The sequence below is a fragment of the Pedobacter terrae genome, from assembly GCF_036946585.1.
Classification (GTDB): Bacteria; Bacteroidota; Bacteroidia; order Sphingobacteriales; family Sphingobacteriaceae; genus Pedobacter; species Pedobacter terrae_C.
Genome location: NZ_JAQIIV010000016.1, coordinates 1 through 12433, shown reverse-complemented (window position 1 = coordinate 12433; position 12433 = coordinate 1). Strand labels below are relative to the sequence as shown.

The window sequence follows — 12433 nt, the reverse complement described above, 5'->3', positions numbered from 1 at the left end:
TTTAAACTGACAAATGAATACTGACAACTGAATACCGCCAACCGAGAACTGTATACCGCCAACTGGGAACTGAGCTATTCCCAAATCCGCGACCGCATTCTTTTCATGTATGTTCTGATATCAAGCACAACAGCGGCTAAAAAGTAGAATAATATTGGAAAACCTACCGCCAGAAATGACGAGTATATAAAAAACAGGCGCACCTTAGCTGTACTCATATTTAGTTTGTTAGCCAAATACGTAGACACACCAAAACTCTGCTGTTCAAAATAAGTTACAATTCTTTGGAACATATTAAGCTTGTTTTAAAATCTTATTATTCTGCACTAAGTAAGGACGCTTAAAAACATGAGCTATTATTTGCTTACAGATTCTAATTTAAGAAATTTAATTGGTTAAATACAATTGTTAATTAACGCCATCATTCCAAAATCAGTTTTTCGAAATCCTGTTTATCTTCGTGTTTTATAAAAAGCGTTTGTTGTTCTTCCAGTCCCGAAAAATTTTTGATCAGTTCTGCCTTAAATTGATGGATATCAACATCACTGTTCAAAATAATGGTTAAGGCATCGGCATTACCCCTTACCTCAATAATCTGATTTGGATATAGCTCTTTTAGTTCGTGTGGAAATTCCATATGATATGAACAGATTATAAAGCATAAAGTTTTACCGACACCTTAAATAGATTACGCCTGTTTTAAAATTTTAATTCCAATACCACAAGACAAACATTTTTTCTGATCACAATATTGCTTTTTTAGCTGCAAAATTCCTTGCGAGGCAAATGCATTCGCCATCTTCACTCCCGCCCCGGTAAATTTATCAGTAATAGCATTTTGTTCAGCGGGCAAATTTTCCAACAACTTTATCGCCCTACTGATAAAATAGGATGTTGCGGTATGTTTTCCATAAGCGAACAAAAACAAGGCCACGGTGTTTAGCAGAATGTTATCTACTGATGTTTTCCCTATCTGGGTGTTTACCGAAGAAGTTACCTTTTTAAAATGATAGTGTGTTTTCCAGTAATCGTTTATCGGTAGATTTTCAAATAGGGTATGTAACTCTGCCACCTCCTTTATTTCCATCACTTTAGAAAAAAGATGATTGGCTTTTGTAATCAATGCAGCAAATTGTGCCAAACGGATGGTTGGAAAATTTTGAGGGCGCATGCGCATAAATTTCCACATCGAAACATTAATGGGCATAATCTTATATTTCTTTTGCAGAAACTGAAATTCTGTTTTCAGCTTTCGCGGATACTCTTCCTCGAAATGATCGTTTAAGAACCCTGCCGCGCCAAAAACCAATGCTTCTATTTGGTGTGGATTGTTTTTGTGCCAGGCATAAATTTGCTGAGGAACGGCTTTGGCAAACAGTTCAAAGGGTAAAGCATTTATTTTAAATCCAAAATTACGCGTTATAAAACGGTAAAAAGTCTCATCCCAGTTCCCATTCAATTCGTTTAAGGTTGCTGTAACCGCATGGGTTTTCTGTTCGAAACGCTCAACTAATGTCCTTGATAAAAAGGAATCTACAATCAATTCATCTACGCTTCCAATTTGGGCAATGCATGGAAAATCAGTTAAGGTGAGGAAAAGGTTTTCGTACTTGCTAATCAGATCATTGGAGATGCGGTTTTTCAGTTCTAAAACAGGAAGAATGGTTCCGTCCATCCTGGTTATTTCGGCATCATGCTGATAAACAACATGCAAAATTACATTTTCATATACAGGATCAACCTGATGGTTGTGTTTTAACCAATCGGAAGATTTTAAATGAATTTCTACATTTCCCGCCCAGATGGTTTCGCCAATTTTAATTTTCGCATGGTTAAAATCCGGCCCGGCATTTCGGTTGAGCAATCCGGTATTGATGATTTCCAGGGTTTCGCCATCGCAGGTCTGCAGTCCGTTATAATCAAACGACCTGAACTGCCATACATAATGAAGAAAGTCTTCTGGAAAATTCATTCTTGAAGATAATGAATTTATTTGGCTATAACTAACTTATAAGTTTAAATTTTGAGCCTCTCTTTCCGCCACCCTGAATTTATTTCAGGGTCTTACAAGTAGAAGATGCTGAAACACCCGTCCGTCCGGGCGGGAGTTCAGCTGACGCTGAAGCGAAGTTGGCCTAATTAAATTAGTTCCGCCTTAACCAAAATCTGCTCCATCTCCTGTTGCAGTTTTAAAGCCTCTTCTCTAGCCCTTTCTGCAAAGTCTTCACCCTGGCTGGCATAAATAATTCCTCTTGAGGAGTTGATCAATAATCCACATTGAGAATTTAAACCATATTTACATACCTCACTTAAATCCCCACCTTGTGCACCAACCCCTGGTACCAACAGAAAGTGGTCTGGTGCGAGTTTACGTACATCGCCAAATGCCGCACCGCGTGTAGCCCCAACTACGTACATCATTTGCTCATCTGTTGCCCAGGTTTGTGAGGTTTTAATTACTTTTTCAAAGAGCTTGTCTCCGTCAATTTCCTGCAATTGAAAATCGGCATGCCCCGCATTTGAGGTTAAAGCCAATAAAATGACCCATTTATCTTTATAGGTTAAAAAAGGCGTTACGGAATCGCTACCCATGTATGGTGCAACAGTAACAGAATCAAAACTCATCTCAGATGATGCTGCATTAAAAAATGTTTCTGCATACATAGCCGAAGTATTGCCAATGTCGCCACGCTTGGCGTCTGCAATAGAAAAAATATCCTGCGGTATGTATTTCCAGGTTTCGGTTAAGGTTTCCCAGCCTTTTTTACCATAACACTCATAAAAAGCAGTATTTGGTTTGTAAGCAACACACAGGTCTTTCGTAGCGTCAATAATCTGTTTGTTAAATTCCAGAATCGGATTTTCATACTTTAATAAGTGTTGTGGTATCTTATCTAGTGAAGAATCTAATCCGACACATAAAAAAGAACGTTTTTTTTGTATCTGCTCAAAAAGTTGTTGCTTGGTCATATATGCGCTTGTTTGCTGCAAATATGAAGATTTTTAAGTTTTCCGAGCGATAAAATAATGCCCACATTAATTATTTTTATAAACATTTTAAACTTTTGCTTGCAGATTACGTTTCAAATACATACAATTGCACCATAATTTCTCAACCGTTTATCTGAATATCCCAGAAAAATTTATCAAGACTTGTTTTTTGTTACCATTTTTTAAAAGCAAATATTGCTTTATATTCAGCTTGTAAACAATTATGAAACAATTTGAGCATTATCCCTAATGAACTCATTTAATGTTTTATAGCCTTAAGAACTTATGCACAATAAAAGCCGGGCTTACGTTAACACAAATATTTTTTAAGCCCGTGCAATTTTATAATAGAAAACATCCGTTATAAACAAATGAAAAATTTCTTGAAACATATATATTTAGAATGTTTAGTAAAACAGAATTAAATGATAAGCTCACAACAGAATTACGTGAGCTGGCAAAAAGCTATGGCATTGAAGGTGCCGACTCCTTAAGAAAAATAGACCTTGTTGAAGTACTTTTACACCAGCAAGAAATTATAAATGCTGCTAAATCTGGTGCAGATCCTTATAGCGAAACCGAACCTGTTGCAACCGCACGTGCACCTAAAACCAAAGCGACAAAAGCACCAAAAGTTGCCGCAGCCGCAACAGTAACTCCAGTGGTAGCCGCTGAAAAACCTGTTACTACAGATGAAAAGCCTATAGCTACTGAAGAAAAGCCGGTTAAAAAAAGAGCGAGATTAACAAAAACCGATTCTGCAGTCCCTGTTGAAAAAAGAAGAGACGCGGTTACGTTATTTGATGAACCTCAGCGTGAAAAGCAGCCCGACAGAATTGTTGAAGCTGAAGAAAGTGTAAAACCTATCTCAGCTTTGATAGAGGAAAGTGCAGAAGTACTTCCGGTAGCTCCAAAACAAAAACAAGAGCCTAAAGAAAAACAGGAAAAACCACAACGTGATGAAAATCGCCAGCAAAAACAACCAGGCGGTGGCAATCACCACAAAAATGAAAACAGTTACTCTAATCTGGATTTCGATAATGTAATTACAAATGAAGGCGTTTTAGAAATTATGCCTGATGGTTATGGTTTCCTGCGCTCGGCAGATTACAACTACTTAACTTCGCCTGATGATATTTATGTATCTCAGTCTCAGATTAAACTTTTTGGATTAAAAACCGGTGATACCGTTAAAGGCAGCATCCGTCCGCCAAAAGAAGGCGAAAAATATTTCCCATTGGTTCGTGTAGAAACCATTAACGGCAGAATCCCTGCTGAGGTTCGCGACCGCGTTCCTTTTGATTATTTGACACCACTTTTCCCAACCGAAAGATTAAACCTATTTACGGATACGAGCAACTATTCTACCCGTATTATGGATTTATTTACACCAATTGGTAAAGGGCAACGTGGTTTAATTGTTGCGCAGCCTAAAACGGGTAAAACCAATTTATTAAAAGAGGTAGCCAATGCAATTGCCAAAAACCACCCTGAAGTTTATTTAATTATCTTATTAATTGATGAGCGTCCGGAAGAGGTTACCGATATGGCACGCAGTGTAAGGGCTGAGGTAATTGCCTCAACTTTTGATGAGCCAGCTGAACGTCATGTTAAAATTGCCAACATTGTTTTAGAGAAATCGAAACGTCTGGTAGAAAGCGGACATGATGTAGTAATCCTTTTAGATTCAATTACCCGTTTAGCCAGAGCATATAATACTACTGCACCAGCCTCAGGTAAAATATTGTCAGGTGGTGTTGATGCCAATGCCCTGCATAAACCTAAACGTTTCTTTGGTGCTGCACGTAACATCGAAAACGGAGGTTCATTAACCATTTTAGCTACTGCATTAACTGATACAGGTTCTAAAATGGATGAGGTAATTTTTGAAGAATTTAAAGGAACGGGTAACATGGAGCTTCAGTTAGACCGTAAATTATCAAACAAACGTATTTTCCCTGCTATCGATATTACGGCATCAAGTACCCGTCGCGATGATTTATTGCACGACAGAGACACATTACAGCGCGTTTGGATTTTACGTAACCACCTTGCTGATATGAACAGCCAGGAAGCCATGGAATTTGTTCAATCGCAAATAAAAGGAACAAAAAGTAACGAAGAGTTCTTAATTTCGATGAACAGCTAAGATAAAGCTTAAAGGTAAAAGGGTGTAAGGCTGAAGGTTTCCAATCTGGATGCCTAAACCTTACACCCTAAACCCTACACCTTATACCTATGAAAAGGCATCTCCCTAATGCGATTACCTGTGCAAACCTTTTATCTGGCTGTATCGGTATCGTTTTTGCATTTAAAGGCCATTTAGAAACTGCAGCTTATCTCGTTATTTTATCCGGGATATTCGATTTTTTTGATGGTATGGTTGCCCGTTTGTTAAATGTAAAGTCGGCCATAGGAAAAGACCTCGATTCTTTGGCAGATATGGTAAGTTTTGGGTTCTTACCCGGGGTAATGATGTTTCATCTATTAAAGGCAAGCGATTATTCATCTGAATATCTTCCCTACCTTGGATTTATCATTACCATTTTTTCAGCACTTAGATTGGCCAAATTCAATAATGATACCAGGCAAACAGAAGATTTTATTGGCCTGAATACACCAATGAATACTTTGTTTATCTGTTCGCTACCTTTTATCGCGCAAGATTATCCACAAATTATTTCATCAAGTATTTTGTTAATAGCCATTACGGCAATCACCAGCTTCTTACTGGTAAGCGAAATAAAAATATTTTCTTTAAAATTTAGTAGTTTAAGCTGGGCGAAAAACAAAATCAAATTTATTTTCCTCATTCTATCGGCTATACTAATTGCCTTTCTACAATTTGCGGCGATACCTTTTGTATTAGTACTGTATATTGCTTTATCTTTTCTTCATTTTAAGGGAGCAAAACCAGATCAGCAGATTTAGTCTTTTACTTCCTTGAATAATTAAAGCTTTTTAACCTCAAGCGGATCGCTTATATTTCGGCAGATCGACAACATGGTTTCTCCAAGCACAGGATGCAGAACCTGAGGGGCAATTTCGGCCAGGGGTTCCATCACAAATTTTCGGTGTTTCATATGCGGATGAGGTACCTGAAGTCTATCCGGAATATTAATGATTTGATCTCCAAAAAGAATAATATCGATATCGATTAAACGCTCCCCCCATTTATCTTTCCTCACCCTGCCCAGTTCCTGCTCTATACTTAAGGCCAGATCTAAAACTGCTAACGCACTTAAATTAGTTTGCAATGCTACTGCCTGATTTAAAAATGCAGGCTGGTCGGTTTTGCCCCATGCAGCCGTTTCGTAAAGCGATGAAACCGCTATTACCTTACCAATTTTATCATTCAATAATTCAATGGCTTTTTCCAGATTTGCCACTCTATCGCCTAAATTTCCACCCAGTAACAAATAAGCCGTACTGTACTCTAAACCTTGATTAAGCATCATGTATTTTTATATCTTTACAGCACAAAATTAAAATTTAAATGAGAGAATTCTTTAAGTATTTATTTGCCTCTATGTTGGGCTTTTTCTTATCGATCATAATCGTATTTATTATCTGCTTCGTAGTGGTCGTGGGACTAATATCATCTATTGATAGCGATAAAACCATTACGGTATCTAACAATTCGGTCCTATTCCTAAATCTGGATCAAGCCATTACAGAGCGTACCCCAAAAAAAACATTTGGCAATCTTCCAATTGTAGGAGGTGACGAAAAAGATGCCATAGGCTTAAACGACTTCTTAAAAGCTTTGCAAAAAGCCAAAACAGACGATAATATTAAATGCATTTACCTGAATGTAAGCAGTCCGAATGCAGGTTTTGCTACGCTACGCGAAGTTAGGAATGCACTGATTGATTTTAAAAAATCTCATAAAAAAATCATTGCCTACAGTGAAGTATATACACAAGGAGCTTATTATCTGGCCTCTGTTGCAGATAAAGTATATCTAAATCCTGAAGGTGCCTTAGAGTTCAAAGGATTTAGCTCGGAACTAACTTTTTTTAAAGGTACATTAGAAAAAGTTGGCGTAGAAATGCAGGTGATCCGGGTAGGAAATTATAAAAGTGCGGTTGAGCCTTTTATTTTAGATAAAATGAGCAATTACAGCCGTAAACAGGTTACGGCTTATGTAGGTGGTTTGTACAATACTTTCTTGAGCGATATTGCGCAAAGCAGAAATATCCAAAAAGATAGTCTGAACAGCATTGCTGATAATTACAAAGTGCAACAACCACAAGATGCGGTAAACTTTAAAATGATTGATGCTTTAAAATATAAAGATCAGATTTTAGAGGAATTAAAAGGATTATCTGGCAGAACCAGGGGAGAAAATATCCGCTCGGTTTCGATTAACGAATATGCCAAAAACAATAGCGATATAGGTGAAGGAAAAGACAAAGTTGCCGTGATTTATGCCAATGGCGAAATTAGCGGTGGTGAGGGTTCTGACAACCAGATCGGATCAGAACGCATTTCCAGGGCAATTAGGAAGGCTCGTTTGGATGATGATATCAAGGCAGTTGTACTTCGCGTAAACTCGCCTGGAGGTAGTGCTTTAGCTTCGGATGTGATCTGGAGAGAGGTTGTTTTAACAAAAAAAGAAAAACCAGTAATCGCATCTTTTGGTGATGTAGCCGCATCTGGTGGATATTATATCGGTTGTGCCGCTGATAGCATTTTTGTACAGCCGAATACCATTACAGGATCCATAGGGGTATTTGGTATTATCCCCAATTTCCAGAACTTAATGACCAATAAACTAGGGATTACATTTGACGGTGTTAAAACGGGTAAATATGCGGATATTATGGCCACTAACCGTCCTATGACTGCAGGCGAGAGGTTTATCATCCAAAATGAATTGAACAGAATTTACAATGGTTTTGTAGGTCGCGTTGCCGATGGCAGAAAGAAAAGTAAAGCCTATATTGATAGCATTGGCGGCGGCCACGTTTGGATTGGAACAGATGCCGTTCAAATTGGATTAGCTGATAGAATCGGAGGTTTTAATGACGCGATTAAGGCTGCGGCCAAAAAAGCCAAACTAAAGAACTATAAAGTGGTAGAATATCCGGATGTAATAGACCCATGGAAATCATTACTGGATGAAGGTACAGACAGAATTAAAACCTATTACACCAAACAAGAATTGGGTGATAACTATATGCTTTACCAACAGATGAAAAAAGTAATAGCAAGCTCAGGGATTCAGGCCAGAATGCCATTTGAAGCAGTGATTAAATAATGTAAGATGGAAAATGGAATAAGGATTGATGGTTCACAGTTAAATAGTTAATAGCCAATAGGCATAATATACCAAGCCATTAACTATGAGCCATCAAACCATGAGCTAAAAAGTTCATTTCCATTTCACCTCTTACCTCATTCTACGATTTTCCATTCAGGATGCAGGGTTAAGTAAGTTTCGTTAACCGCCGTATTTACCGGATGTATCGTTAAGGAAATACTTTTCCCTTTTAAAAATTCGAAACCAATCCCATCTTTTTTTGCATCATATACCACTACGGTATCTTTATTTTCATTTAAATAAGAAGAAAGTTTTTTGATATCCGGGAATTTTAGTTTTGTATCTTCTAAAGTAGCACCCGTAGCCAAACCATCCTGTGTTTTGAATTGATTTGAGGTGATCCTGATCTGCTTCACGTCTTTTACCCGCATGCTGGTATCCCGGTAAGAAGAATAAATGGCAATTTCATTCCTGCGTTTCGCTGTCGAATCGCCACTGTACCAGATCCCCCAGGCTTTTCCCATTGCAGCATCGCCGGCGTCAGGTCGGCCAAGTTTTTCAGCTACCTGTTCCATATTTTCTCCTAAAGAAATTTCGCCAATAGATTTACCAGCCACAATCAGAAACCGGCCATCTACCTCTTGTATTTTAGTTATTTTTTTACTTACCGAATCTGTTCTGCGTTCATCATTTTTATTGGAAGATTGGCATGCCGCCAAACTTATGCTTAATCCCAAAAGGGCAAATTTTACCTTTTCCATGAGTGTAAAACAGCGATTAATAAAATTGTGTTTTAATTTCTTTGCCAGGTAAGATTTGAGGCATTATTTCCTAATTTTGCCCCTTATGGAAAATAAGACCATCGCCCGCACCTTACGCCTCTTATCGCAGCTTATGGAACTGCACGAAGAAAACCCATTCAAGATTAAATCGATTGCAAATGCCTATTTTAAAGTGGATAAACTGCCTTTTGCCTTAAAAGACAAACCGCTGGATGAGCTGGATAAAATTGATGGCATAGGTAAAGGGCTGGCTTCCAAAATCGTAGAACTTCTTCAAACCGGAGCATTACAGGAGCTTAACGAAATACTCGAAAGAACACCTGAAGGCATAGTAGAAATGCTGGCTATAAAAGGCATCGGACCGAAAAAAATATTCATCATTTGGCGTACTTTAGGGATAGAAAGCATAGGCGAATTATATTACGCTTGCAACGAAAACCGCTTAATTGAAGCCAAAGGTTTTGGTTTAAAAACGCAGGAAGAAATTAAAAATGCTATTGAATTTAAATTGGCAGCCAATGGCAGGTTTTTATATGCACAGGTAGAAGGTTTCGCCAAAACATTATTTATACAGCTTGCAAATTGGGCTGGAAAAATTGATAAAGATGTAATCTTAGGCTTCGCAGGTCAATACAGGCGTGCATGTGAGATTGTTGATGAACTCGAAATTGTAATAGGAACGGAAAATAGTGACGTCATTAAACAAAAGTTGCCTGCTTTCGAAGCACTTTCGCTTATTGAAGCGCAGCAAGCTTACATTTGTACAACAGAAGCCGGCCTCAGAATTAAAATCTTTGTAGTAGAAAAATCAGCCTTTTATCTAGAATGGTTTACTTTAACCGGAAATAAGGAACATGCTGAAAAAGTATTAGCTTTAGCAGGTGGCGGACCTTTTGCAAATGAAGAAGAAATTTACAGCAAGGCGGGATTAGCTTTTATCGAGCCCGAGCTTCGTGAAGATTTTAATGAAATTGAACTGGCTAAAGCAAATAAACTCCCAACGCTCATCCAATACAAAGATTTAAAAGGCAGCTTGCATAACCACTCGACCTGGAGCGATGGTGTGCACACGCTGGAACAAATGGCCGTTTACTGTAAAGAAAATTTAAACCTTCAGTATTTGGGTATTTGCGATCACTCTAAAACCGCTGTTTATGCCAAAGGCTTAAACGAACAACGTGTTTTTGGACAACACCAGGAAATTGATGAACTGAATGAAAAACTTGCTCCTTTCAAAATTTTTAAAGGCATTGAAAGTGATATTTTAAATGATGGATCGCTCGATTATCCGGACGAGATCCTTAAAACATTTGATTTTGTAGTAGCTTCTGTGCACAGTAACCTCCGCATGGATGAAGCAAAGGCAACCGCGCGTTTGCTAAAAGCTATTGAAAATCCATATACCACCATTTTAGGGCATCCCACTGGCCGTTTATTATTAAGCAGGGCCGGATACCCGATAGATTATAAAAAAATTATCGATGCCTGTGCGGCAAATAAAGTAGTAATCGAAATTAATGCAAATCCCTTACGCCTGGATTTAGATTGGCGCTGGCATCGCTACGCACTGGAAAAAGGTGTCTTATTATCCGTAAATCCCGATGCCCACCGTACAGAAGGTTTTCATGACATGCATTACGGTATTTTAGTAGGCCGAAAAGGTGGTTTAAGCGCCGATAAATGTTTGAATGCATTCAGTTTGGAGGAGATTGCTGCATACTTTGATGGAAAGGGGTTTGGGTTTAGGGTTTAGGGTTTAGGGTTTAGGGTTTAGGGTGGAACAGAATTCAAGCAAGCCTGTTTAAAATATCATCAAAAAAATCGGTGGAATCTCCTAATCTGTGTAATCATCCCGTCAGGAAAAATCTGTATAATCCCCAAATCTGTGTACTCCCCTGATAAGAAATCTTTTAATATCTTTGCCCCATGATCAGTGAAATTGCCAACCGCATATTTAATCAGGTTATTACAGACTACCACAAGTTTGATGATATTGACCATCCGGTTGAAAACCCTTACGATGCCGAAAGTTTAGAGCATCTTTTTTATATAAAAAACTGGATTGATACTGCTCAATGGCACATGGAAGATGTGGTGCGCAATCCTCAGATTGATCCTGTTGAAGGCTTAAGCTGGAAGAGACGCATTGATGCCCAAAACCAGGTACGTACCGATATGGTAGAGTTTATTGATGGCTATTTCCTAAATCTTTATCAAGGAATTACGGCTCTGCCAGATGCAAAAATCAATACCGAAAGTCCGGCATGGGCAATTGACAGGCTTTCTATCCTAGCATTAAAAATTTACCACATGCAGGAAGAGGCCGAACGCGAAAGTGCATCGGCCGAGCACCGTGCACAATGCCAAACCAAGCTCAATGTATTGTTGTCTCAACGCGATGATCTTTCCACCAGCATTGATGAGTTACTGGCAGATATTGAGGCGGGCAAAAAATACATGAAAGTGTACAAGCAAATGAAAATGTACAACGATCCGAGTTTAAACCCGGTATTGTACAATAGAGCATAGAAAAGCAGAAAGACCAAAGCTGAAAGCGAAGTTCATGTCATCAACCCAAAAAATTATTGCTTTACGTTTTTCGGCAATGGGCGATGTGGCCATGGTCGCATCTGTTTTACAAGAATTTTCGGAACAGAACCCAGCAGCTGAACTCATTATGGTCAGCCGGCCAGCTTTTAAACCATTTTTTGATCATATCCCTAATCTGATCTTTCATCCTATCGAACCAAAAACCCTTCATAAGGGCATAAATGGATTATATAAACTTTATCAGGAACTCCGTAGCTACAAACCAGATGCTATAGCCGATTTACATGATAATTTAAGAAGCAGGGCAATTTCGACTTTTTTTCGCTTAATCGGAACCAAAATTAAACGTATAGATAAGGGAAGGGCGGAAAAAAAGGCATTAACCCGTACCCATAAAAAGGTATTTAAACCGCTTAGAAAAACCGTTGAGCGTTATGCTGATGTTTTCCGTAAATTGGGTTTTAGCATTAAACTCAGTCACCAAATCAGCAAATCAGCACAGACCTTACCCGAAAAAGCCAAAACATTGTTTGGGGATCAAACCACAAAAAAAATCGGCATATCTCCTTTTGCGCAGCACATTTATAAAGTATATGCATTAGACAAAATGGAAGCAGTTATCGCCTCATTAAATCACCTGGGATATGAGCTTTTTATATTCGGTGGTGGTGAAAAGGAACAGCATGTTGCCGAAAACTGGGCTAAAACATATCAAAACACTTATAATTTAATTGGAAACTTTAATTTAACGGAAGAACTTGCCATTATTTCAAACTTAGATTTAATGTTAAGTATGGACTCATCAGGCATGCATATGGCATCACTTGTTGGTGTACCTGTGGTA

Annotated in this window: 12 protein-coding genes; 6 read left to right on the top strand and 6 right to left on the bottom strand. The window is 38.4% G+C overall.

Annotated elements, in window-relative coordinates; all coding sequences use genetic code 11:
* Nucleotides 1–74: 74 nt before the first annotated feature.
* From PGN18_RS17575 to pyrF, 4 genes are all read right to left on the bottom strand, one after another.
* Nucleotides 75–293 (bottom strand): PspC domain-containing protein, encoded by a 219-nt coding sequence (locus PGN18_RS17575; RefSeq protein WP_335320902.1) that lies wholly within the window; start codon nucleotides 291–293, stop codon nucleotides 75–77.
* 128 nt (nucleotides 294–421) lie between these two features.
* A complete protein-coding gene (locus PGN18_RS17570) occupies nucleotides 422–637 on the bottom strand; it encodes a hypothetical protein (RefSeq protein WP_335320901.1) in 216 nt (71 codons plus the stop codon).
* Nucleotides 638–688: 51 nt separating this feature from the next.
* Entirely contained in the window at nucleotides 689–1972 is a 1284-nt protein-coding gene (locus PGN18_RS17565) for a DUF2851 family protein (RefSeq protein ID WP_335320900.1), read from the bottom strand.
* Between the two features lie 167 nt (nucleotides 1973–2139).
* The gene (gene pyrF, locus PGN18_RS17560; protein WP_335320899.1) at nucleotides 2140–2970 is read right to left on the bottom strand and encodes an orotidine-5'-phosphate decarboxylase; all 831 of its coding nucleotides are present in this window, start codon (nucleotides 2968–2970) and stop codon (nucleotides 2140–2142) included.
* Between the two features lie 424 nt (nucleotides 2971–3394).
* Here pyrF and rho point away from each other — a divergent pair, with 424 nt between their 5' ends.
* A complete protein-coding gene (gene rho / locus PGN18_RS17555; protein ID WP_335320898.1) occupies nucleotides 3395–5140 on the top strand; it encodes a transcription termination factor Rho in 1746 nt (581 codons plus the stop codon).
* An 89-nt stretch (nucleotides 5141–5229) separates the two neighbouring features.
* Nucleotides 5230–5922: a CDP-diacylglycerol--serine O-phosphatidyltransferase gene (pssA, locus tag PGN18_RS17550; protein ID WP_335320897.1), complete on the top strand. Its 693-nt coding sequence runs from the start codon at nucleotides 5230–5232 to the stop codon at nucleotides 5920–5922.
* Nucleotides 5923–5942: 20 nt separating this feature from the next.
* Here the strand turns inward: pssA and folK are convergent, their stop codons facing one another.
* Nucleotides 5943–6449, bottom strand: coding sequence for a 2-amino-4-hydroxy-6-hydroxymethyldihydropteridine diphosphokinase (folK, locus tag PGN18_RS17545; protein ID WP_335320896.1), 507 nt, complete (start codon nucleotides 6447–6449; stop codon nucleotides 5943–5945).
* Nucleotides 6450–6487: 38 nt separating this feature from the next.
* Between folK and sppA the strand changes: the two genes are divergently transcribed.
* Complete coding sequence (gene sppA / locus PGN18_RS17540; RefSeq protein ID WP_335320895.1) at nucleotides 6488–8254, top strand: signal peptide peptidase SppA; 1767 nt, start codon at nucleotides 6488–6490, stop codon at nucleotides 8252–8254.
* A gap of 137 nt (nucleotides 8255–8391) precedes the next feature.
* Here the strand turns inward: sppA and PGN18_RS17535 are convergent, their stop codons facing one another.
* Nucleotides 8392–9018 carry a hypothetical protein gene (locus PGN18_RS17535; RefSeq protein WP_335320894.1) on the bottom strand — a complete coding sequence of 209 codons (627 nt, stop codon included), beginning with the start codon at nucleotides 9016–9018 and terminating at the stop codon, nucleotides 8392–8394.
* Between the two features lie 85 nt (nucleotides 9019–9103).
* Here PGN18_RS17535 and PGN18_RS17530 point away from each other — a divergent pair, with 85 nt between their 5' ends.
* From PGN18_RS17530 to PGN18_RS17520, 3 genes are all read left to right on the top strand, one after another.
* A complete protein-coding gene (locus PGN18_RS17530) occupies nucleotides 9104–10792 on the top strand; it encodes a helix-hairpin-helix domain-containing protein (RefSeq protein ID WP_335320893.1) in 1689 nt (562 codons plus the stop codon).
* A 173-nt stretch (nucleotides 10793–10965) separates the two neighbouring features.
* Nucleotides 10966–11568: a DUF4254 domain-containing protein gene (locus tag PGN18_RS17525; protein ID WP_335320892.1), complete on the top strand. Its 603-nt coding sequence runs from the start codon at nucleotides 10966–10968 to the stop codon at nucleotides 11566–11568.
* A gap of 34 nt (nucleotides 11569–11602) precedes the next feature.
* Nucleotides 11603–12433: glycosyltransferase family 9 protein (locus tag PGN18_RS17520; protein ID WP_335320891.1), on the top strand; the 831-nt coding region annotated here is incomplete at its 3' end.